Genomic DNA, 23,075 nt, shown 5'->3' on the forward strand with positions numbered 1-23,075 from the left:
GCATCCGCGCACTGACCGACACAGATCGGTCGATGAGCTGCCGCCAGTGAGGCCCGCAGCTGCCGTCAACAAGAACAAAACAGGTGATTAACCATGTTCCGCCTCCGTTCCTCACGCCTGCTCGATCCCCTCCGCTCGCCTCGACGCTAGCCACTCGCGCCTTACCCGCCCCTAGCCGAATCACGTCCGGAGAATCTCCATGCTTACCTTCCTTGGCTTCGCCATGGTCTCGACCTTCATGTACCTGATCATGAGCAAGCGCCTGTCGGCGCTGATCGCCCTGATCATCATCCCGATCATCTTCGCCCTGATCGGCGGCTTCGCCGCGCAGATCGGCCCGATGATGCTCGAAGGCATCAGCAAGCTCGCGCCCACCGGCGTGATGCTGATGTTCGCCATCCTCTACTTCGCCATCATGATCGACTCGGGCCTGTTCGACCCGCCCGTGCGCCTGATCCTCAGGATGGTCAAGGGCGATCCGCTGAAGGTCGCCGTCGGTACCGTGGCCCTGGCGCTGATCGTGTCCCTCGATGGCGACGGCTCGACCACCTACATGATCTGCGTCGGTGCCATGCTGCCGCTGTACAGCCGCCTGAAGATGAGCCCGACCATCATGGCCGGCCTGATCATCATGGCCGGCGGCATCATGAACATGACCCCCTGGGGCGGCCCCACCGCGCGTGCCGCCAGCGCCCTGCACGTGGACCCGTCGGACGTCTTCGTGCCGATGATTCCGGGCATGATCGTCGGCGCCATCGTGCTGTTCGGCGTGGCGTACCTCTATGGCCTGCGCGAGCGCAAGCGCCTGGGCGTGCTGCAACTGCCGGAAGGCAAGATCACCCAGGACGAGATCAGCGTGTCCCAGTTCCCCGAGGCCCGTCGCCCGAAGCTGATCCTGATCAACGCCCTGCTGACCATCGTGCTGATGACCACCCTGATCGCCGGCCTGCTGCCGATGCCGGTGCTGTTCATGATCGCCTTCAGTATCGCCATGATCATCAACTACCCCTGCCTGCAGCAGCAGAAGGACCGTATCTCCGCCCATGCCGGTAACGTGCTGGCGGTGGTCGGCCTGATCTTCGCGGCCGGTATCTTCACCGGCATCCTGACCGGTACCGGCATGGTCGACGCCATGTCCAAGAGCCTGCTGGCAGTGATCCCGGACGCCCTCGGCCCGCACCTGGCGGTGATCACCGCGCTGGTGAGCCTGCCGTTCACCTTCTTCATGTCCAACGATGCGTTCTACTACGGCATCCTGCCGGTGCTGAACCAGGCCGCTTCCGGCTACGGCATCAGCGCCGTGGAAATGGCCCGTGCCTCGATCGTCGGCCAGCCGGTGCACCTGCTCAGCCCACTGGTGCCTTCGACCTACCTGCTGATCGGCCTGGCCAAGATCGAATTCGGCGACCTGCAGCGTTTCACCCTCAAGTGGGCGGTGCTGATCTGCATGGCGATCCTGGCTGCCGCCCTGGTACTTGGCGTGTTTCCGCTGTTCGGTAGCTGACCCGCAAACATTTTGACGAAATTTTCACATCACTGGCGCTAGACTTCGGCATCCCGGCCGATGCCTCGCGCCAGTGTTCTATTCATCCACAAGGAACCTCTAATGGAATGGCTCACCAACCCGGAGATCTGGGTTGCTTTCCTGACTTTGACTGCCCTGGAAATCGTTCTGGGCATCGACAACATCATCATGATCGCCATTCTGGTGTCGCGCATGCCGCCGCACCTGCAGGCGCGCACCCGCTTCTTCGGCCTGGCCCTGGCCATGGTCACGCGCATCCTGCTGCTGCTCTCCATCACCTGGATCATGCGCCTGACCACCGACCTGTTCCACGTGTTCGGCCAGGGCATTTCCGGCCGTGACCTGATCCTGTTCTTCGGTGGCCTGTTCCTGCTGTGGAAGAGCAGCACCGAGATCTACCACGGCATGGAAGGCGAGGAAGAAAGCCCCGAGCAGCCCTCGGGCGCCGGCAAGCAGTTCCTCGGCACCATCATCCAGATCGCCATCATCGACATCGTCTTCTCGCTGGATTCGGTGATCACCGCAGTGGGCATGGTCTCCCACGTGCCGGTCATGGTCGCGGCCATCATCGTTGCCGTCATCGTCATGATGATCTGCGCCGGCACCATCAGCGACTTCATCGAGAAGCACCCGAGCCTGAAGATCCTGGCGCTGTCGTTCCTCATCGTGGTCGGTACCGTACTGATCGCCGAGAGCTTCGAAGTCCACGTGCCGAAGGGCTACGTCTACTTCGCCATGGCCTTCTCCCTGGCCGTGGAAGCGCTGAACATCCGCATGCGCACCGCCCGCCGCCGCGCCGAAGGCAAGGCCGACCCGGAGCCGGTCAAACTGCGCAAGGACGTTCCGGGCCAGTGATCGGATCGACTTGATGCGTGAAAACAAACGGGGCCCTGAGGGCCCCGTTTCTTTATGCGCCTACGTTCGATCGGCAATGGGCTCGAAGCGCTCACCACGAAATACCCGCCGCGGGTTGCCCCGCTCCACCTGCAGGTGCGCATCGCGACGTTGCGCCCGCGCCGCATCGGCCTGCGCCTGGGCATGCACGGCGAGGCGCCGGGCGATCAGCAGCAGCGCCAGGCGCCTGTTGGCGTGCTGGCTGCGCAGACGACCCCGCTAACGCTCGCTGAGTGCAGATCAATTTCATGAACGCACCAGCAACCTCCACAACAACATCGCCATACTGGCTGCGAAAAGTACGAGTACGAAAATAGGTCCCCAGGGGCCGATCCATTGCTGCAATGCCTCCAGCATCAACTCGAACAGACGAGAGCGCCGACCTTCGCCAGATGCCACGTAGTAGCCTCGCTGCCAGGTTTCGTAAGCTGAATGCAGCGGCATTAGCGTGAGCGGTAAAAGCAGCAAGCCTAACCAGAAGCCCATTCGACTCGCGCCCATTGCATGCCGGGGTCGATAGCCTTCCTGTATCAGGCGCAAGGTGCAGAGCGCGATAAAGCCGCAAATCAGGAGCATTACGTAGGAGTCTACGGATGCAGGTTCTCTATAGATGGCGAATACAGCGAAAGGCAGGGTGATGCCGGTAAAGAAAAACCAGAGCAGCAGAAAAACGTACTTCATCCTTGATCTCACTCGTTGAACAGCGCCAAGCGCCGGGCACTCATCCAAAAATGCACGAGTCGGCGCTCGAACATCGAAACGTGGATAAACGGATTTTCGCAACCCCCGTGCGCTCCACCACGTCGCTAATATACCGGTGTTAATGGAGCCGGGCGTTTGGCAAACCCTCAATCCGCAGCTACAGCTAAAAATGAGGCACTCGCTAGCTCACTGTGACCGGTGATTACCGCACTTCGTCCACCGGCAGTATCCCCAGTATCGGGATCGAATCTGCGTATCAGGGAGATGCGTGATGTTGACGTTGCTCAATCTGCTGTCCGCCATTGCCCTGCTGATCTGGGGCACCCATATCGTGCGCACCGGCATCCTGCGGGTCTACGGTTCGCAACTGCGCCGGGTGCTCAGCCATAACGTCGGCAAGCGGCCGATGGCCTTCGTGGCCGGTATCGCCGTCACCGCCCTGGTGCAGAGCAGCAACGCCACGGCGCTGCTGGTCACCTCGTTCGTCGGCCAGGGCCTGATGGCGCTGACCCCGGCGCTGGCGATCATGCTCGGTGCCGATGTGGGCACTGCGCTGATGGCCAGGGTGTTGACCTTCGACCTCAGCTGGCTGTCGCCGCTGCTGATCTTCCTTGGCGTGGTGTTCTTCCTCTCGCGCAAGCAGACCCGCGCCGGCCAGCTTGGCCGCGTGGCCATCGGCCTGGGGCTGATGATCCTCGCCCTGCAGCTGATCGTCGCCGCCGCCACACCGATCACCGAGGCCAAGGGCATCCACGTGCTGTTCGCCTCGCTGACCGGCGACCTGCTGCTCGATGCGGTGGTCGGCGCACTGTTCGCCTTGGTGTCCTATTCGAGCCTGGCTGCCGTGCTGCTCACCGCCACGCTGACCGGCTCCGGGGTGATCGGCCTGCCGGTGGCCATCGGCCTGGTGATCGGCGCCAACATCGGCAGCGGCGTGCTGGCCTTCCTGAACGCCAGCATGCAGAGCCAGGCCGGCCGCCGCGTGGCCCTGGGCAGCCTGCTCTACAAGCTGATCGGCCTGCTGCTGGTGATCCCGGTGCTCGACCCGCTGGTGCACTGGCTGGACAGCCTGAAGTGGCAACCGGCCGAGCTGGTGATCGGCTTCCACGTGCTCTACAACACCCTGCGCTGCCTGCTGATGCTGCCGACCCTGGGCCTGATGGCGCGCTTCTGCAACTGGCTGCTGCCTGATCGCCCGGACCTGAACGCCGTCGCCAAGGCCCGTCACCTCGACCCCACGGCGCTGTCCACGCCGAGCCTCGCGCTGTCCAATGCGGTGCGCGAAACCCTGCGCATCGGTGATCTGGTCGACAGCATGCTCGGCCATCTGCAGGATGCCCTGCGCGGCAGCCAGCCGATTCTCGCCAAGGACCTGCGCCGTATCGACGACGACATCGACGCCCTGTACACCGCCGTGAAGCTCTATCTGGCCCAGGTCCCCCAGGAAGACCTGAGCGAAACCGACAGACGCCGCTGGGCCGAGATCATCGAGTTCTCCTCCAACCTGGAACGGGCCGGCGACCTGATCGAACGCATGCTCGGCAAGATCCAGGACGAGAAGACCGCCCAGCGCCATGCCTTCTCCGAAAGCGGCCTGGAAGAACTCACCGCGCTGCACGAACGCCTGCTCGGCAACCTGCGCCTGGGCCTGTCGGTGTTCTTCTCCGCCGACGCCGATGCCGCCCGCCAACTGCTGCGCGAGAAGCGCCGCTTCCGCATCCAGGAGCGCCGGCTCACGCATTTACATGTCGAACGTCTGCATAGGCAGGTGGTCAAGAGTCTGGAAACCAGCTCTCTGCACCTGGAACTGATCGACGACATGAAACGCCTCAACTCGCTATTCTGCGCAAGCGCCTACGCCGTACTCGGCAGCCACGAAACCGGTGCCCTGCTCGCCGAAGAAGGTGGCGAGTAGTGCCGGCCTTGGCCCGCTCACTGGCGCTGCTGCTGGGTCTGTTGCTGTGCAGCCAACTGTGGGCAGCCGATCGCCTGAAGGTCGAAGGCTACCCGCTGGATAACGGTCTGCAGCTGATCCTCAAACCCACCACCGAGCGCGGCCACGTGTCGATCCGCCTGGTGGTCGGGGTCGGCTTCGATCAGTTCGATTGCACCCACAAGGAGCTGCCGCACCTGCTCGAACACCTGCTGTTCAGCGGCATCGACGACAGCGGTGAAGCCGGCCTGGAAGAACGCATGCAGGCCCTGGGCGGCGACTGGAATGCCTTTACCCGCGACAGCGACACCACCTTCGTCATCGAAGTGCCGGCCGCCAACCAGCGCGCGGCGCTCGATCTGCTGCTCGCCGCCCTGTTCAACACCGAATTTACCGCCGAACGCATCGACGCAGCCAAGCGGGTGATTGTCCACGAGAACGGCGAACACCCCGCTGCCTGGCAGCGCCTGCTGGGCGCTTCGAGCAAACGTAACGACGCCACCGAACAGGTGGCCGCCGAGCTGGGCCAGGCCTGCGCCGAGCAGGATTCCCTCGCCCGGCTGGACGTCGCGGCCTTGGAGCGCCTGCACGAACAGTGGTACGTGGCCAACAACATGACCCTGATCATGGTCGGCGACCTGGATCGCCGCCTGCCCGCCTACCTGGAACGGCGCTTCGGCGAACTGCCGCCCGGCCCGATGCCCGAACTGCGCGAACTGCCGGAAAGCACCGGCCACGCCGAGCCCGAGCGCACACTGACCACCGGCCTGGTCGGCGATACCGCCCAGGTCAACCTGATCTTCACCGAGCCCTGGGTAGGCGAACTCGACCAGGGCACCTGGCAGATGCTGCGCGACTACCTGCAATGGGCGGTGTACCGCGATCTGCGCCTGGAACACGGCCTGGCCTACAGCCCCACCGTACTGCGCAGTGCCTACGGCAGCAGCAGCTTCTTCAGCATCAGCGCCGAAGTGGCGCGCGAGGATGTGGCGCAGACCGGGCAGCGCCTGCACGACCTGCTCCAGCGCCTGGGCAGGGACGGCCTGGACGACGCCACCGTCGAGCGCCTGCGCAGCGTCGCCCTCGCCCGCCAGAACTGGACCGCCCAAGGCAACAGCGCCCTGGCCGACACCTACTGGAGCTCCCTGGGCAGCTACGAAGAGGGCCGCTTCGCCGACCCGGCACCGGAACTGCGCAAGATCCACACCGCCCAGCTCGATGCGGCGCTGAACCTGCTGCTCAAGCAGCCGAGCTACCTGCGCGTCGAGCAACCACTGCTGAGTACTACTGGTCTGTATGTCGTGGGCGCGGTGGCGGTGGTGATTCTCTTGCTGGCGCTGGTGGGCCTGGTCAGCTTGCTACGCCGCCGCTAACGAAAAGCCCCGGATAACCGGGGCTCTGGGATGCAGCAAGCGCAGTCGCACCTTACTCGAAGATATTGAACTCGCTCAGGTACTCCTCGGAGATTTCCAGGCCCAGGCCAGGCTTGTGGTCGTCCAGTTGGATATAGCCATTGACCGGCGCCGGCTCGCCCTTGAACACGTAGTAGAACAGCTCGTTGCCGACCTCGACGTCGAACACCGGGAAAAACTCGGCCATTGGCGAGGCGGTGGTCGACATGGTCAGGTGGTAGTTGTGCATCTGCCCGGCATGGGGGATCACCGGCACCGACCAGGCTTCGGCCATGGCGTTGATCTTGCGCGCCGCGGTGATGCCGCCCACGCGGTTGGTGTCGTACTGGATCACGTCCACGGCGCGGCGCTCGAGCATCTCCTTGAAGCCATAGGAGGTGAATTCGTGTTCGCCGCCGGATATGGGCATGATGCCCATCTTCTTCAGCTCGATGTAGCCCTCCAGGTCGTCGGCGATCACCGGCTCCTCCAGCCAGCGCGGCTCGAACTCGGCGAGCTTGGGCAGCATGCGGCGGGCGTACTCCAGGGTCCAGCCCATGTAGCACTCGAGCATGATGTCCACGTCCGGGCCGGCCAGTTCACGCAGCGCACGCACCTGCTCGATGTTGCGGCGCATGCCCGCCGGACCATCCTTCGGGCCATAACCGAAGCGCATCTTCAGGGCGTTGAAGCCCTGATTCAGATAGCCCTGGGCCTCTTCGAGAAACAGGTCGAGGTTATCGTTGGCGTAGAGCTTGGAGGCGTAGGTCCAGATCTTTTCCTTGGTACGCCCGCCGAGCAGCTTGAACACCGGTTTGTTCACCGCCTTGCCCATGATGTCCCAGATGGCGATGTCGATCGCCGAAATCGCTGCCATGCCGATGCCCTTGCGGCCCCAGGCGTGGCTCTGGCGGTACATCTTCTGCCAGATGTACTCGTTGTCGAATGGGTCCTCGCCAATGGCGATGGGCGCCAGATAGGTGTCGATGATTTCCTTGGCCACACGCGGCGCCAGGGCGCAGTTGCCGATCCCGACGAGGCCGTTATCGGTCTCCACTTCCACCACCAGCCAGCCGTGGAAACGGAACGAGCCCATGGCATCGCCCTTCTCGAACAGGATGTCGCTGGCGTTGGTGCAGAAGTGCGCCTGGGGCGGCACGACCTTGCCCTTCCACTCGAAAACGCGGGTACGGATGGATTTTATTTTCATGGTACGGCTCCTTTCACGATCAGTTGGCACGCGCCGTTTTCAACGGCACCGTGGGGTTACTTGATTGACGGTTGAGGCGATGGATCATCAGAGCACCAACCACAGCGACCACGGCCAGGGCAAACATCCCGGCACGTGGATCACCGAACTGGCTCTCCATGAAGGTTTTCAGGTTGGGGGCGACGAAGCCGCCGAGGTTGCCCAGAGAGTTGATGAGGGCGATGCCGCTGGCAGCGGCGGCACCACTGAGGTAACTGGTCGGAATCGTCCAGAACAGCGGCTGTACGGCCACGAAACCGGCAGCAGCGAAGCAGAAGGCGATCACCACCAACACCAGGCTGCCGCCCAAAGCCGATGCGGCGATCCCGCAAGCCGCCATACCCAGCATGCAGACGGCAAGCTGTCGATGCAGCCCGGTACGGTCCGCGTATAGCGTCACCAGACGGGTCACGACCAGGGCACACAGCCAGGGGATGGCGGTGATCAAACCGACGTTGAAGCCGACGGCGCCGTCCAGAAAGCTGGCGATACGCGTCGGCAAATAGAACACCACGCCGTACACGCTCATCTGGATGGTGAAGTACACCAGGCAGAAGCGCAGCACCCGACCGCTACGCAGTGCACTGAGGAAGCCATGCGGGCTATGTTCCTGTTTCTGCGCATCTTCAGCGGCCAACTTGGCCTCCAGCGCAGACTTTTCCGCGTCGCTCAGCCAGCGGACATCACGAGGGCGGTTGACCAGATAGAAGTAGGCGACGACACCGACCACGGATGCCAGCAGCCCCTCGACCACGAACAGCCATTGCCAGTTGGTCAGGCCGAATACCCCGTGGTATTCCAGCAGCCAGCCGGACAGCGGCCCGCCGAGCACCAATGCCAGGGGCAGACCGAAATAGAACATGCCCAGCGCCTGGCCACGGCTCTGGGCCGGGAACCAGTAGGTGAGGTAAAGAATGATGCCGGGGAAGAAACCAGCCTCGGCTACGCCCAGCAAAAAACGCAAGACGTAGAACGTCATGGCGGTGTCGGCAAACATCATGGCAGCTGACACCAAACCCCAGGTAACCATGATCCTGCACAGCCAGACCTTGGCGCCCAGGCGGTGCAACATCAGGTTGCTGGGTACTTCGAAGAAGGCGTAACCGATGAAGAAAATGCTGGCACCAAAGGCGAAAGCCGCATCGCTAAGTCCCGTATCGGCCTGCAGGTAACTGCGTGCATAGCCGACGTTGGCCCGATCGATGAAAGCGAGTACATACATGAGGATGAGGAAAGGCAGGAGCCGCGCGCGGCTTTTGCTGATGGCTGAGGTCAATGCCTCGACCGATGTTCTTGTTGTCATGGTCAGATCCTTCTTTGCCGGTGATCGCCTTGCAAGGACTCAAGGCGGGCTTCTTGTTGGTTTGCCGAGCCAGGCATCGTTGCCTGTTGCCGCCGACTCTAGCCACAGCCTGTGGCGGCGGATAATCACTTATGCGCATTCGGTGATAACCACAGGAAATGTCTGGGACGGTAAAAGCTGCGCGCGCGTTATCGCGACATCGCTCAAAAAACCTAAGAGCCGAGCACGAGAGAAGGTCAGTAGCGAATGCAGAAATGCTGCAAGAAGCGCTGTAAGGCCAGCACTTGCGCAGTTAGTGACGCGTGTGGAAGATCGAGCACCTTGAGGCACGGTGCCCCAGAGTGGACTGATACACCCTGGGGTAGCGAATAAGGCAGAATCAGTCGCTTACCTCGATCCGATAGAAATCCCTGGCATTGCGCCAGAAGAACCCATTGCGCTGCGCCTCGTCGTAACCGGCGAGGATCATCTGCAGCGCCGTGACCAGCTCACCATAATCGATACGCAAACCTGCCACTGGGTAGTTGCTGGCGAACAGGCAACGTTCGATGCCGAACAGGGTGAGGGTTTCTTCGATCACCCCACGGTTGCCTTCCAGCGTCCAGGGTTGATCTCGCAGGCCCAGTTCGGAGACTTTCACGCAGACGTTGGGCTGCGCCGCCAGCGCGGCCATGCCGGCGCGCCAACCATCGAGGCCGGCCGGGCTCCGATCCCAGGGGAAGCCCATGTGATTGAGCACGATGGGCACCTCGGGAAATGCGGCCGCCACCTCGGCGGCTTCCTGCAGGTGCCAGTACGGCACACGTAAATCCCAAGACAACCCGTGCCTGGCCAGCAACGCGAAACCGCGCAGCCAGGCCTCATCTTGCATGCTGCCGCTCCGGCCGCGCACGCTGGCCACCAGCTCGGCGCGCGACGCCGTCAACGGTTTGCTGCGAATGCCGCGCAGCAACGGAAATTCCAGATGCCGACCGAGCACCTCCTCGCATTCCGGGCGGTGAAACCAGACATGCGCGACCACCGCATTGGGAAAGCCATAGCGTGCATGCTGCTCGTGCACCCAGCGGGTTTCCGCCACCTGATCGGCGCGGTCGTGCTCGGCCTCGCAGTGCACCGTGGCCAGCACCTGCTGACCGGCGCTGTCGGCCAGGTAGTCCTCGGGCAGGTAGTTACGCCGCAACGACGCGTAGTCGCCGAGAAAGAAGCCCGGGTCGACCTCGTCCTGCAACCAGGGGTAGCGGTGGCTGTCGAGGTTCCACAGGTGATGATGGGCATCGATCAGCCGCTGCCCGCCTGCCGCGTACGGCAGACCGAGGCGCTGGTGCAGGCACTCGGTCATTTCAGTTGGCTCCACGCAGGCGCTGCAGTTCGGTCTGCCATGCGCTGACGAACTCGGCGTCGATGCTGCCGCTCACCTGTTCGGTGACCACCTTGGCCTGGTCGACGAAGCGCTGGCGCTGCTCGTCGCTCAGCGCATTGACCTGCATGCCGCTGCCCTTGAGTTCGGCGAGCTTCTCGCTGTTGGCCTTGCGCGCCAGCTCACGCTGCTCGCCACGCGCCTGCTCGGCGGCTCTGCGTACCTGGGCGCGCTGGGCGTCGTCGAGCGAGTCCCAGGTCTTCTTGCTCATCAACAGCACGTAGGCGGTGTAGATGTGCTCACTGAGGGTCAGGTATTTCTGCACTTCGTTGTAGCGTTGGGTGGCGATCAGCGAAATGGGGTTCTCCTGGCCGTCGATGGCGTGCATCTCAAGGGCGCTGAACACTTCGTTGATCGGCATCGGCTGGGCATTGGCGCCCAGGTGCTCGAAGAAGGTACGGAACACCGGGCTCTGCACGGTACGGATCTTCAGGCCCTTGAGGTCTTCCCACTTCTCGATGGGCCGTTTGCTGTTGGTCAGGTTGCGAAAACCGATCTCCCAGAAACCCAGGCCGACCAGCCCCTTGGCTTCCATCTTGGCCAACAGTTGCTGGCCCATCGGCCCGTCGAGCATGGTGTCCACCTCGGCGGTGGAATTGAACTGGTACGGCAGGTCCAGCACGCCGAACTCCTTGACCAGCCCGACCAGCGTCGGCGCGCCCACCAGGGCGAACTCGATGGTGCCGGCCGGCAGCGCGCCGAGCATCTGCACATCGTTGCCGAGCATCGCCGAGGGGAACACCTTGACGTTCAGCGCGCCGCCGCTGCCCTCCTTCAGGTGTTCGGCGAACAGCTTGGCGCCTTGCGGCCCGGGGGCGTCGATGGGGTCGCCGGCGCTGAGCTTGAAGCTGCGTTCCTCGGCGTGGGCGGCAAGGCCCGGCAGCAACAGGGCCAGGCCGAGGGCGGCCAGGGTACGAGTGAATGCGTTGTTCATGTTGTTCTCCGAAAGCACGGGACTTCAGCGCACGACGACCTGGGAAACATCAGGCTCGAGCAGAGTGTGGAAGTAACGCTGGAAGGTGAAGGAGTCGAGATCGAGCATGCCGACGCGCTGATCCTTGAGGGTGACGAAGGCCAGGTCGCGGGTCGGGTGCAGGCTCATGGCGATGGCGTGGGTGTCGAGTTCGATGCGGTGGATTTCCTCGAGATCGGCGTTAAACACCGAGACCGAGTGTTCGGCATAGTTGGTCACGAACAGGCGATTCTGACGGTCGCGGTAGATACGCGTCGGGTCTGCGCCGGTACGGCCACGGCGGGTCACCTGCAGGGTCTCGACATCCACGGCGACGATGCTGTTGTCGCCGCGGGTGGCGACGTACAGGGTGCGTTCGTCGGCGCTGAAGCAGTTGCCCTCGGGCATGCTGCCCGGCTGCACCGGCAGCGGCGCGATGGTCGGATCCTGCGGCTTGAGGCGGGTGATGGTGTTGCTCAGCAGGTTGAGGGCGAAGGCGGTCTCGCCGCTGCGGGTCATTGCCACCAGGTGGCTTTTGTAGCCGCCGGAGGGAATGGCCCGATCCGGGGTGTCCTTGAGGTGCGGCTGGTCGAAGATCAGCAGGGTCGAATTGCCTTCGCTGAGCACGTAGAGGCGATCCTGGTCGTCCATCGCCAGGCCATGGGGACGGCGGAACGGCCAGATGCTCAGGGTGCGCACGTGCTCGGCCTTTTCCAGATCGATGACGAATACCGAGCAGCCACCCTCGCCCTCATGGCTGGAGGTTTCGATGCCGTAGTGGCCGACGTAGGCGAAGCGATTCTGCGAGTCCACCACGAACTCGTGGGGGAACTCCGGCAGGCGGATGTGCTTGATGGCGTCGCCGCTTTGCACGTTATAGAAGCTGAAGGTATGGGCGCATTTCTGCACCAGCAGCAGAATTTCCTGACTCATGATCTCGATTCCTTGAAGCGGCGCTCGGCGCGGCGCCGGGTTGATGGGCTCAGCGCAGGGCGTCGATGGCGTCGAGCAGTTCGCTGCCGTGCTGTTTCACGAAGGCCTCGCGCACCGGCGCGGACACCACTTTGCGGAAAGCCTCGCGATCGACGTTCGGCTCGATCTGCATGCCCTTCTCGGCCAGCTCGACGAGGAACTTGCTGTCGTTCTCGGTATTCATGCGGCGCTGCGTGGCGCCTGCGGCACGGGCGGCGTCCACCAGCAGCGTCTGCTGCTCGGCCGGCAGCGCATCGAACTTCTTCTTGTTCATTACAACCACCAGGGCGGTGTAGGCGTGATGGGTCTGCGACAGGTATTTCTGCACTTCGTAGAAGCCCGACGACCAGGTGATGCTCAATGGGTGCTCCTGGGCGTCCACCGCCCTCATCTCCAGCGCGTTGTACAGCTCGGCCAACGGCAGCGGCTGCGGGTTGGCGCCGAGCAGGCGGAAGGCTTGGATCTGCGCCGGGTTGCTGGAGGTGCGGATCTTCAGGCCCTTGACGTCATCGGGCACAAGCACCGGTTTGCGCGAGTTGGTGATGTCGCGAAACCCCACCTCCCAATAGGCCAGGCCCTTGAGGTTGTATGCCGACAGATCGTCGAGCAGTTGCTGGCCGATCTCGCCGTCCAGCACGCGGTAGGCATGGGCGCTGTCGGCGAACACGAAGGGCAGGTCGAGCACCGACATGCGCGGTGTCAGGCCGCTGAAGTTGGGTGTGCCGGACATCTCCATCTCGATGGTGCCGCCGCGCACGCCAGCGATCATCGCCTGGTCGTTGCCCAGCATGCTGTTGCCGTAGGGGCGCACCAGCAGCTCACCCTTGGAGCCATCCTTGACCCGCTGCGCGAACTCCTTGGCCGCCAGGCTCTGGGTGTCGCTGTCCGAGCCAGCGAAACCGAAGCGCAGGGTGGTGGCCGCCTCGGCCTGCAGCAGCGAACAACTCAGCAGAAACAGGCAGCCCAGGGTACGCAATGTATTCTTGTTGTTTTTCATCGTTACATCCTTGCGGTGAGGGAAAACGGATTCAGGGCAGGAACCAGCGCATCGGCGTCATCACCAGTTCTGGGAAAATGATCAGCAGTGCCAGCACACCCAGGTGCGCGAACAGGAAGGGCGTCACGCCGCGCATCACGCCGTCGAGCGGCACCTTACCGACCCCGCTCATGACGCTGAGCACGTTGCCGATCGGCGGGGTGATCAGACCGATGGAGGTGTTGAGGATGAACAGGATCCCGAAGTACACCGGGTCGATACCGGCCATCTTGATCACCGGCATGAACACCGGGGTGAGGATCAGCACGATGGGCATCAGGTCCATGGTGGTGCCGACCAGCAGCACGATGACCATGATCACCACCAGCAGCAGTTGCGGCCGGTCGATCAACGGCTCGAGCAACCCGCTGACCAGCATCGGCAGTTCGGCGATGGTCATCAGCCAGGACGAAACCAGCGCTGCGGCGACCAGGAACATCACCACCGCACTGGTGCGCCCGGCGTCGAGGAACACCTTGAACAGGTCGCGCACCTTCAGCTCGCGGTATACGAACAGCGAGATGAACAGCGCATACACCGCCGCCACGGCGGCTGCCTCGGTGGGCGTGAAGATACCCATCTTCAGGCCACCGATGATCAGCACCGGCAACAGCAAGGCCCAGATGCCGTCGAGAAAGGCTTTCCAGACTTCGCTCAGTGGAGCGCGCTCGCCACAGGGCAGGTCGCTGTTGCGCGCCAGCCACCACCAGGTTGCCCACAGCGCCAGCCCCATCATCAGCCCCGGCACGATGCCGGCCATGAACAGCTTGGTGATCGACACGCCACCGGCAACACCGAACACCACCAGGGGAATCGACGGCGGGATCACCGGCGCGATGATGCCGCCGGCAGCGATCAGCCCAGCCGAACGATTGGGGTCGTAACCGGCCTTGCGCATCATCGGCATCAGCATTGCCGCTACCGCTGCGGTATCCGCCACGGCAGAACCGGAGAGCGATGCCATCACCATGGCCGCGATGATCGCCACGAAGCCCAGGCCGCCGCGCTTGTGGCCGACCAGCGCCATGGGCAGAGCGACGATACGCCGCGACAGGCCACCGGCGTTCATCAGCTCGCCCGCCAGCATGAAGAACGGGATGGCCAGCAGCGGGAAGCTGTCGGCACCGCTGATCAGGTTCTGGGCGAGAATCTGCGCGTCGAAGGTATCGAGCTGGATCATCAGCGCAACACCGGCCACCAGCAGCGCGAAGGCCACCGGAATGCGCATCGCCATGGCGCCCAGAAGGGAGCCGAGGAATACCACGATGGTCATTTCGACACCTCGGAAATCAGTGCGTCTTCGGGGCTCAGCGGCATGACCTTGTCCGGGTCGACATGGCGGAACAGCAGCAGGTACAGGCGCTTGATGATGATTGCCGCCATGCCCAGGCTGCACACCACACCGGCGGCGTACATCAGCCCCAGCGGCAGCTCGGCCACCGGCGACAGGTTGTCCATGTTGATGACGGTCTGCTTGTAGCTGCCGACCAGGAACAGGCCGCAGCAGAACAGCATCATCAGCTCGGCGAGCACTGCGCAGATGCGCTGGCCGAGGGCCGGCAGGCGGCGGTACAGCAGATCGATGCCCAGGTGGGCGTTGTCACGCAGGGCCACCACGGCGCCGATGAAGGTCAGCCATACGAACAGGTAGCGCGCGCCTTCATCCGACAGGGCGATGCCGGAGTTGAAGCCGTAGCGCAGCACCACGTTGAAGAACACCAGGATCACCATGGTGCCCATGCAGAACACCACGATGCTTTCGAACAGCCGCGACAGCAGCAGGGTCAGCAGGCGCATGGCAGCGCCCTCCCCTGCAATCCCTTGACGCCGCCCACGCGGCGGCCCTTCGACGGCCGCGAGGGCCGCCCATCGTTGAACCTGTCCATGACTGACTCCTTGTTATTGTTGTTCTCGGAAAAGCGCGGGATCAGCCCCGTTGCCGACTCCCCATCCGACAGGCGATCTCGAAGGCCTGGCGGGTGGCGCCGACGTTGGCCTTGCCTTGCCCGGCTATGTCGAAGGCGGTGCCGTGGGCCGGCGTGGTGATGGGGATCGGCAGGCCGCCCTGCACCGTCACGCCGCGGGAGAAACCCATCAGCTTGATCGCGATCTGGCCCTGGTCGTGGTACATGGTCACCACCGCGTCGAAGGCCTGGCTGTCGCCCTGCACCTTGAGGAAGATGGTGTCACCCGGGTACGGGCCGATGGCCTCGATGCCCTGCTCACGAGCGCGCTCCACCGCAGGGCCGATGATGTCCAGTTCCTCGCGGCCGAAACTGCCGTTGTCACCATTGTGGGGGTTGAGGCCGCAGACACCGATGCGCGGTTTCTCCAGGCCATTGCGCTTGAGCGCGGTGTCGATCAGGCGGATCGCCTCGATCACCCGATCCTGGCTGAGCATGCCCGGCACGTCGGCCAATGCGACGTGGGAGGTAACCCGCGAGGTCCAGAGGTTGTCGAGCACGTTGAATTCGCAGAACGGACCATCGAAACCCAGGTACTCGGCGAACCAGTGCAGCTCGTCGCTGTGGCCCATGCCGGCCATGTGCAGGGAGGTCTTGTTCAGCGGGCCGAACAGAATGGCGTCGGTCGTGCCGTCAGCGGTCAGGCGCAGGGCCTGCTCGAGGGTGTCGAGGCTGTACTGGCCACCGATCACGCTGGCTTCGCTGCGTGGGAAAGCGCCTTCGGCGCGGCCGCGAAACGGCAGCAGCAGCGGCGTGTCGTCGGTGAAGGTCAGGTTGTCGGTCGAGTCGATGAGGCGGTACGGGAACGGCTGACCGGCGATGTCCATGCCACGGCGCACTTCGCCTTCATCGGCGATCAGCAGCACCTGAGCCTTGCGACGCACTTCTGGCTCGGCGAGCAGGCGGGCGATCAGCTCGGGGCCGATGCCGGCGGGGTCACCCAGCACCATGGCCAGGCGGGGAAGAGTCGAGTTGCTCATGGGGTTGTCCTCAGGTCAGGAGATGCGTCCGGGATGCGAATGACATCGGGCACGGTGCGATACAGGCGCCGCGCGTTGTCGTGGAAAAGCAGTTGCTGCTGATGGCGCGGCAGATCGGCGACGATGCGTTTGAAGCCGCCGTAGATGTCGTCGAACGAGCCGCACAGGCTGTCGACCGGGAAGTTGCTGGCGAACATCACCCGCTCGGCGCCGAACATGGCGATGGTTTCGCCCACGATCCAGGCGTTGTCTTCGACGCACCAGCGCCGGCCCGGTAGGCCGATGCCGGACACCTTCACCGCCACGTTCGCGCATTCGGCCAGCTTCGCCATCGCCGCGTGCCAGCCGGCCAGACCCTGCTCGCTGCGATCCGACGGCAGGCCGGCGTGGTTGAGAATCAGCTGGGTGCCGGGAAAGTCGCGGGCCAGCGCGATGGCTTCGGGCAGGTTCCACCAGGGCGTCTGCAGGTCGAAGTGCAGGCCGTGGCGCGCCAGCTCGGCGTAACCGCAGCGCCATGCGTCATCGCTCATCAGGGTGCGCGAGCGGCCGACTTCATCCGGCGAGGCCGGGCCGCCGGGCTTGTGGCGCACGCTGCGTACCCGCTCGAAGCGTGCCTGGGCCGCCAGCAGCGCGGCGGCATCCGGGGCATCCAGCCAGGCCTGGGCGACCACGGCATTGGGCGCGCCATAGCGGGCAGCGACCTCGTGGATGAAGCGGGTCTCGCCAATCGGGTCACGCGGGTCCCACTCGGTTTCCACGTAAACCGTGGCCACCACCCGGTGCTCGCCGGCATCGGCCAGATAGTCGTCCGGGTAGTAGGGCCGTTTGATGGCGCTGTAGTCGCCATAACGAAACGGGATGTTCTCCTCACCCGACAGCCAGGGGTGATGGTTGCGCAGCGGGTCCCAGAAATGGTGATGGGCGTCGATGATCGGCCCGTCGTACAGATCAGCCATGGGTCACCTCGGCCTTGTCGAGGGAGATCAGCAGCGTGCCGGCGATGAACAGCCCCGAGCACAGCGCGAAGAAGCCCAGCACCGCGGCGTAGCCGCCGGCATGCTGCAGCAACAGGCCGACCAGAATCGGTACGGCGATGCCGCCGAGGCTGCCGGCCATGTTCATCACCCCGCCGATCAGCCCGACCCGCGCCGGCGAAGCCAGCAGCGCCGGGAAGCTCCAGTACAGGCTGCCCCACATCAGGAAAAACGCGGTCAGCGACAACAGGCCGACGGCCAGGTACGGATCGTTCAGGCTCGGCAGCAGCAGGAAGGCGACCAGCGCCACCAGCCCGGAGAGGCTCAGCAAGCCCTTGGCCGCCAGGCCACGGCGCACGCCCTTGGCGATCAGCCGGTCGCACAGGAAGCCGCCCGTCAGCGAGCCGGCCGCGCCGCACAGGAAGATCACGAAGGTGGCGGCGCCGATGCCCTTGATATCGAAGCCGCGGGCCTGGGCCAGGTAGCTCGGCCCCCAGGTCAGCAGGCCGAAGAACACCATGGCCCAGCTGGCGCGGCCGAGCAGGATGCCGGTCAGCGAGCGGCGGGCGATGCCCAGGCCGCGCACGGTCTGTTTGGCTGCTTCGGCCATGGTCACCGTGCGGCCTTCGTTGATGGCTGCCAGCTCGGCGTCGTTGACGTCCGGGTGATCGGCGGGGTTATCACGCAGGTAGTGCCAGGCCAGCCAGGCCATGGCGAGCGTGGCGATACCGGCGATGAAGAACGCGGTACGCCAGGAGCCCAGCACGGCGATCAGGTAGGCGATGATCAGCCCGCCGAGGGCCACGCCCAGCGGCCCGCCACAATCCATCAACACTGCGCCACGGCTGCGCTCGCCGCTGCCCAGCCACAACGAATTGAGCTTGCCGCCGGCGGGAAACAGCGGCGCTTCGGCAGCGCCCAGGGCTACGCGGGCGAACATCAGCGACAGGCCACCGGTGGCGAATGCGGCAAGGGTCTGGAATGTCCCCCACAGACCGGTCGACCAGCCGATCACGCGGCGCGGGCCGTAGCGGTCGATCAGCCAGCCGCCGGGGATCTGCAACAGGGCGTAGGCCCAGAAGAAGCTGCTGAGGATCAGCCCCTGCATGCTTGGGCTCAGGCTGAATTCATTGGCGATGACCGGCATGGCGATGGACAGGGAAACCCGGTCGACCAGGTTGATCACCGTGAGCGCGAAGATGATGGCGAAGATGCGCCAGCGCACCCGGGAAGGTTTGCCAGCCTGAACACCGGCCGAGGGGGTGCGCACCTGCAGGGCGACAGGTTGAGCCTGAGCCATGGGGAGTACCTCTGTGTTGTTGTTTTTGTAGTAGCGGGCGACGAGCGGTCGGCCCGGTTGAGCGAACTATCTGCCCGGCCAACGATAACCGTCTAATCAAAGCTTCTCATACGGACATAGCCTGGAGTTATCGCTGCGCAAGTACGCCAGGCATAACCTGAGGCTATCGGAGTATCAGTTCTTTTGAGTAGACGCTTATCGACACCCTTCGCACACTCCAGGCAACCCACAAGAACGACAACAATGAGGTAGCCCCATGTACAGCCCCCGTACGCGTCATGTTCCGGCCCTGCTCGCCGCCTTGCTCTGCACCGCTCCCCTGGCTGCGGTAGCGGACTGGAAACCCGAAAAGAACGTGGAGATCGTGGTGGCCGGCGGCCCCGGCGGCGGCACCGACCAGCTCGGCCGGGTGATCCAGTCGGCGATCACCCAGCACAAGCTGCTCGACGTCAACACCGTGGTGCTCAACAAGGGCGGCGGCAACGGCGCCGAAGCCTTTCTGGAGATGAAGCTCGCCGAGGGCGATGCCAGCAAGCTGGTGATCGGTACCAACAACATCTATCTGCTGCCACTGGTGGCCAAGCTGGGTTACCAGTGGACGGACCTGACGCCGGTCGCGGCGGTGGCAGAGGATGACTTCATTCTCTGGACCTACCAGGGTTCGCCCTGGAAGGATGCCGCCGCGTTCAAGGCCGACCTGACCAAGAATGCCGCCAAGATGCGCATCGGTGGCAGCCAGTCCAAGGACGTCGACCAGACCCTGTCGCTGCTGCTCGGCCAGCAGGCGGGCGCCAAGATCACCTACATCCCCTTCAAGAGCGGCAGCGAGGCGTCCACACAGCTGGCCGGCAAACACATCGCCGCCAACTTCAACAACCCGGCCGAAAGCGTCAGCCAGTGGCGCGGTGGCCAGGTGGTGCCGCTTTGCGTATTCAGCGGGGAACGCATGGGCTACACCCAGAAAGTCACCGAGACCCAGTCCTGGGCCGACGTGCCGACCTGCAAGGAGCAGGGCCTGGGCATCGACCAGTACCGTTTCCCGCGCACCGTGTTCCTGCCTGGCGGCGTCACCGACGAGCAGCGCGCGTTCTACGTCGAGCTGATGCGCAAGGTCAGCCAGACGCCGGAGTTCAAGGCCTACGTGGAGCGCTCGGCCCTGGCGCCGACCTTCCTTTCCGGTGATGAGCTGGTGAGCTACATCGAAAAGGATCGTGAGCGCGTGACCCCTGTGTTCAAGCAGGCCGGCTGGCTGCGCGAATAACCCTCGCGCTTCGTGTCCGGCGTGCCATGCGGCCGCCGGACGGCCCTGCACACAGGAGAAAATACCCATGTCCAACACCACGGATACGCCGCTGGTCGCCACCCGCTGGGTGGAGATCGGCCTGGCGCTGTTCACCGCTGCCCTGGGCGGCATCGTCATGTTCGGCGCCATCGAGATCGGCATCGGCTGGGGCGACGCCGGCCCCGAGGCCGGTTACTTTCCCTTCTACATCGGCCTGCTGATGAGCGCTGCCAGCGTCGGCAACCTGATCCTGGCGCTGTTGCGCACGCCGGCGATGAGCGCCGCATTCGTCAGCCGCAAGGCGTTCGGCCAAGTACTGGCGGTGTTCGTACCGATCGTCCTGTACGTGATCGCCATGCCCTTCACCGGCATCTACCTGGCCTCGGCGGTGTTCATCGCCTGGTTCATGTGGCGTGATCGCCAGCGCAGCAAACCCTACGGCATTCCCACCGTCGCGGCGATTTCCTGCGGCACGGCGCTGGCCAGTTACCTGATCTTCGCGCTGTGGTTCAAGGTGCCGCTGGATAGCGGCGTGCTCGGCGACCTGGTGGCCGTTGCCGGAGGGGCATTGCGATGAGCGAAATCGACTCCCTGATGCAGGGCATGGCGCTGATCCTGACCCCGCACCACATCGGCCTGATGGTCATCGGCGTGCTGCTCGGCATTCTCGTCGGCGTGCTGCCTGGCCTCGGCGCCCCCAACGGCGTGGCGCTGCTGCTGCCGCTGACCTTCACCATGGAACCGGTGTCGGCGATCATCCTGCTCTCTTGCATGTACTGGGGCGCGCTGTTCGGTGGCTCGATCACCTCGATCCTGTTCAACATTCCCGGCGAACCCTCGTCGGTGGCGACCACCTTCGACGGTTACCCCATGGCCCGCAACGGCCAGGCCGGCGAAGCGCTGACCGCGGCCTTCACCTCGGCGCTGCTCGGTGCGCTGGTCGGCGTGCTGCTGCTGACCTTCCTGTCGACGCGCATCGCCGAGTTCGCCATGGAATTCAGCTCGCCGGAGTTCTTCGCCGTCTACCTGCTGGCGTTCTGCACCTTCATCGGCATGAGCAAGAACCCGCCGCTGAAGACCGTGGTAGCAATGATGATCGGCTTCGCCATGGCCGCCGTCGGCATGGACACCGTGTCCGGCGAACTGCGCCTGACCTACGACCAGCCCTGGCTGCTCTCGGGCCTGAGCTTCGAGGTGGCGGTGATCGGGTTGTTCGGTATCGGCGAGATTCTCTGCACCGTCGAGGAAGGCCTGGTGTTTCGTGGCGAACGCGCACGCATCACACCGATGACCATCCTGCGTACCTGGGCCAAGCTGCCGCGCTACTGGCTGACCTGGCTGCGCAGCGCCCTGGTCGGCTGCTGGATGGGTGTGACGCCCGGCGGGCCGACTGCCGCCTCGTTCATGAGCTACAGCCTGGCGCGGCGCTTTTCGAAGAACCGCGACAACTTTGGCAAGGGCGAAGTGGAAGGCGTGATTGCCCCGGAAACCGCCGACCACAGCGCCGGCACCAGCGCCCTGCTGCCAATGCTGACCCTCGGTATTCCCGGCTCGGCGACCGCCGCGGTGATGCTCGGCGGCCTGATGATCTGGGGCCTGCACCCGGGGCCGACGCTGTTCGTCGAGCAGCACGACTTCGTCTGGGGCCTGATCGCCAGCATGTACCTGGGCAACGTGGTGAGCCTGATCGTGGTGCTGGCCACGGTGCCGCTGTTCGCCTCGATCCTGCGCATTCCGTTCTCGATCATCGCGCCGATCATCATCATGGTCTGCTCGATCGGCGCCTACTCGGTGCACAACTCGATGTTCGACGTTGGCCTGATGCTGATCTTCGGTGCCCTGGGTTACCTGTTCAAGAAGCTCGGCTACCCCATCGCCCCGCTGATCCTCGCTGCGGTGCTGGGCGACAAGGCCGAGGACGCGTTCCGCCAGTCGATGCTGTTCTCCGACGGGCAACTGTCGATCTTCTGGTCCAACCCGCTGGTCGGCAGCCTGACCACCGCGGCGCTGTTGATGCTGTTCTGGCCGCTGCTGGCCCGCGGCCTCAAGGCACTGTTCGGCGCACGCCAGGGGCAGGCGCGTCATGTCTCGTAATCGCCAGCAGGCCGGGCTGTTCCTCGCCACGGCCACGGGGCGCTCGCTGATGACTGGCGAGCGTCGCGATTTCTTGTCACCCTTGGCCGATTCCCCTGCCACGAGCCGCGCCATGTCCCGCATTCCTGACGCCAGCATCATCCACAGCCGCCTGCGTTTGCGGCAGTTGCGCCTGATGCTGGCCCTGCAGGAATTCGGCTCGCTGCGCCGGGCCGCCGAGGAGATCGGCATGACTCAACCGGCGGCGACCAAGATGCTTCACGAGGCGGAGAGCCTGCTTGGCGTCGAGCTGTTCGAGCGCCTGCCGCGCGGCATGCGCGCCACGGCGTTCGGTGAAACGGCGATCTACTACGCGAAGATGATCTTCGCCGAGCTGTCGGGCATGCGCGAGGAATTCGCCGCGCTGGAGTCGGGCAACCTCGGTCGGGTCACCATCGGCGCCATTCCGGCCCTGGCCTCGGGGCTGCTGACGCGCACCATCGCCACCCTCAAGCAGAGCCACCCAAGGCTGTCGATGAGCATCCAGGTCGACACCAGCGACGTGCTGGTGCAGGCCCTGCAGCAGGACCAGCTGGACGTGGTGCTTGGACGGATTCCCGATGGCGCGCGGGCCGACGACCTGTTGTTCGACAGCCTTGGCGAGGAAACCCTGTGCGTGGTGGCCGGCGCCCAGCACCCCATGGCCGGCGCCAGCGAGCTGACCTGGCATGAGTTGCAGGACCTGACCTGGGTGCTGCAGCAACACCCCAGCCCGATGCGCACCATCATCAACCAGGCGTTTCACAATGCGCGGGTCGACATTCCCAGCAGCATCGTCGAAACCACCTCGATCATGACCCTGCTGTCGCTATTGCAGCAGACCGACATGATCGGCGTGACTCCGGTATCGGTGATCAGCGACTACCCCGGCAAGCACCTGCTCAAGGTACTGCCGATCACTTTCGAGCCGCGCCTGCCGCCCTACGGCCTGATCACCCGCCGCCACCGTATCCAGTCGTCGGCCATGCAGGCGTTCATCGATGCGGTAAAGGATGAGCACGCCACCGCGTGACCGCCGGCAACCGCACTTTTCGCAACGAAACGGCAACTTTTACAAGATTTTGCCGA

Annotated in this window: 21 protein-coding genes; 9 read left to right on the plus strand and 12 right to left on the minus strand. The window is 64.3% G+C overall.

Annotation, left to right across the window (positions count from 1 at the left end):
* Positions 1-199: 199 nt before the first annotated feature.
* The 3 genes from K8U54_RS04835 (at position 200) to K8U54_RS04845 (ending at position 2,671) form a co-directional block, all read left to right on the plus strand.
* Entirely contained in the window at positions 200-1,504 is a 1,305-nt protein-coding gene (locus K8U54_RS04835) for a CitMHS family transporter (protein WP_249909106.1), read from the plus strand.
* A gap of 102 nt (positions 1,505-1,606) precedes the next feature.
* Positions 1,607-2,380 (plus strand): TerC family protein, encoded by a 774-nt coding sequence (locus K8U54_RS04840; protein WP_249909107.1) that lies wholly within the window; start codon positions 1,607-1,609, stop codon positions 2,378-2,380.
* Positions 2,381-2,434: 54 nt separating this feature from the next.
* Entirely contained in the window at positions 2,435-2,671 is a 237-nt protein-coding gene (locus tag K8U54_RS04845; protein ID WP_249909108.1) for a hypothetical protein, read from the plus strand.
* On the opposite strand, the gene K8U54_RS04850 is transcribed toward K8U54_RS04845, so the two are convergent.
* Positions 2,666-3,100, minus strand: a complete 435-nt coding sequence (locus K8U54_RS04850; RefSeq protein ID WP_249909109.1) for a hypothetical protein — start codon at positions 3,098-3,100, stop codon at positions 2,666-2,668. The two genes, K8U54_RS04845 and K8U54_RS04850, sit on opposite strands and share 6 nt — an antisense overlap.
* A gap of 292 nt (positions 3,101-3,392) precedes the next feature.
* Here K8U54_RS04850 and K8U54_RS04855 point away from each other — a divergent pair, with 292 nt between their 5' ends.
* Both K8U54_RS04855 and K8U54_RS04860 read left to right on the plus strand, forming a co-directional pair.
* On the plus strand, positions 3,393-5,036 hold the full coding sequence (locus K8U54_RS04855) for a Na/Pi cotransporter family protein (protein ID WP_249909110.1): 1,644 nt from the start codon (positions 3,393-3,395) through the stop codon (positions 5,034-5,036).
* The gene (locus tag K8U54_RS04860) at positions 5,036-6,427 is read left to right on the plus strand and encodes a M16 family metallopeptidase (RefSeq protein ID WP_249909111.1); all 1,392 of its coding nucleotides are present in this window, start codon (positions 5,036-5,038) and stop codon (positions 6,425-6,427) included. Before K8U54_RS04855 ends, K8U54_RS04860 begins: the two co-directional genes overlap by 1 nt.
* Positions 6,428-6,479: 52 nt before the next feature.
* On the opposite strand, the gene K8U54_RS04865 is transcribed toward K8U54_RS04860, so the two are convergent.
* The 11 genes from K8U54_RS04865 to K8U54_RS04915 all read right to left on the minus strand — a co-directional run bounded on the left by K8U54_RS04865 (position 6,480) and on the right by K8U54_RS04915 (position 18,592).
* Positions 6,480-7,655 carry an L-rhamnonate dehydratase gene (locus K8U54_RS04865; RefSeq protein ID WP_249909112.1) on the minus strand — a complete coding sequence of 392 codons (1,176 nt, stop codon included), beginning with the start codon at positions 7,653-7,655 and terminating at the stop codon, positions 6,480-6,482.
* Between the two features lie 19 nt (positions 7,656-7,674).
* The gene (locus tag K8U54_RS04870) at positions 7,675-8,997 is read right to left on the minus strand and encodes an MFS transporter (RefSeq protein WP_249909113.1); all 1,323 of its coding nucleotides are present in this window, start codon (positions 8,995-8,997) and stop codon (positions 7,675-7,677) included.
* Positions 8,998-9,376: 379 nt separating this feature from the next.
* Entirely contained in the window at positions 9,377-10,336 is a 960-nt protein-coding gene (locus K8U54_RS04875; RefSeq protein ID WP_249909114.1) for an amidohydrolase family protein, read from the minus strand.
* A 1-nt stretch (position 10,337) separates the two neighbouring features.
* Entirely contained in the window at positions 10,338-11,348 is a 1,011-nt protein-coding gene (locus tag K8U54_RS04880) for a TRAP transporter substrate-binding protein (protein ID WP_249909115.1), read from the minus strand.
* 24 nt (positions 11,349-11,372) lie between these two features.
* Positions 11,373-12,299 (minus strand): YncE family protein, encoded by a 927-nt coding sequence (locus tag K8U54_RS04885; protein WP_249909116.1) that lies wholly within the window; start codon positions 12,297-12,299, stop codon positions 11,373-11,375.
* A gap of 49 nt (positions 12,300-12,348) precedes the next feature.
* Positions 12,349-13,335, minus strand: a complete 987-nt coding sequence (locus K8U54_RS04890; RefSeq protein ID WP_249909117.1) for a TRAP transporter substrate-binding protein — start codon at positions 13,333-13,335, stop codon at positions 12,349-12,351.
* Positions 13,336-13,366: 31 nt separating this feature from the next.
* Positions 13,367-14,647: a TRAP transporter large permease subunit gene (locus K8U54_RS04895; RefSeq protein ID WP_249909118.1), complete on the minus strand. Its 1,281-nt coding sequence runs from the start codon at positions 14,645-14,647 to the stop codon at positions 13,367-13,369.
* Positions 14,644-15,171, minus strand: a complete 528-nt coding sequence (locus tag K8U54_RS04900; RefSeq protein WP_249909119.1) for a TRAP transporter small permease — start codon at positions 15,169-15,171, stop codon at positions 14,644-14,646. Before K8U54_RS04900 ends, K8U54_RS04895 begins: the two co-directional genes overlap by 4 nt.
* Positions 15,172-15,301: 130 nt before the next feature.
* Positions 15,302-16,318: a 4-hydroxythreonine-4-phosphate dehydrogenase PdxA gene (locus K8U54_RS04905; protein WP_249909120.1), complete on the minus strand. Its 1,017-nt coding sequence runs from the start codon at positions 16,316-16,318 to the stop codon at positions 15,302-15,304.
* The gene (locus K8U54_RS04910; RefSeq protein WP_249909121.1) at positions 16,315-17,274 is read right to left on the minus strand and encodes an amidohydrolase family protein; all 960 of its coding nucleotides are present in this window, start codon (positions 17,272-17,274) and stop codon (positions 16,315-16,317) included. The genes K8U54_RS04905 and K8U54_RS04910 overlap by 4 nt, the downstream gene beginning before the upstream one ends.
* Positions 17,267-18,592, minus strand: a complete 1,326-nt coding sequence (locus K8U54_RS04915; RefSeq protein WP_249909122.1) for an MFS transporter — start codon at positions 18,590-18,592, stop codon at positions 17,267-17,269. Before K8U54_RS04915 ends, K8U54_RS04910 begins: the two co-directional genes overlap by 8 nt.
* 256 nt (positions 18,593-18,848) lie before the next feature.
* Here K8U54_RS04915 and K8U54_RS04920 point away from each other — a divergent pair, with 256 nt between their 5' ends.
* From K8U54_RS04920 to K8U54_RS04935, 4 genes are all read left to right on the plus strand, one after another.
* A complete protein-coding gene (locus tag K8U54_RS04920) occupies positions 18,849-19,853 on the plus strand; it encodes a tripartite tricarboxylate transporter substrate binding protein (RefSeq protein WP_283939401.1) in 1,005 nt (334 codons plus the stop codon).
* A gap of 67 nt (positions 19,854-19,920) precedes the next feature.
* A complete protein-coding gene (locus tag K8U54_RS04925; protein WP_249909123.1) occupies positions 19,921-20,451 on the plus strand; it encodes a tripartite tricarboxylate transporter TctB family protein in 531 nt (176 codons plus the stop codon).
* Positions 20,448-21,968, plus strand: a complete 1,521-nt coding sequence (locus tag K8U54_RS04930; protein ID WP_075931395.1) for a tripartite tricarboxylate transporter permease — start codon at positions 20,448-20,450, stop codon at positions 21,966-21,968. The genes K8U54_RS04925 and K8U54_RS04930 overlap by 4 nt, the downstream gene beginning before the upstream one ends.
* Positions 21,969-22,080: 112 nt before the next feature.
* Positions 22,081-23,019, plus strand: coding sequence for a LysR family transcriptional regulator (locus tag K8U54_RS04935; protein WP_249909124.1), 939 nt, complete (start codon positions 22,081-22,083; stop codon positions 23,017-23,019).
* The last annotated feature ends 56 nt before the right edge of the window (positions 23,020-23,075 follow it).

It is taken from the genome of Pseudomonas fulva (assembly GCF_023517795.1).
Lineage (GTDB): Bacteria > Pseudomonadota > Gammaproteobacteria > Pseudomonadales > Pseudomonadaceae > Aquipseudomonas > Aquipseudomonas fulva_D.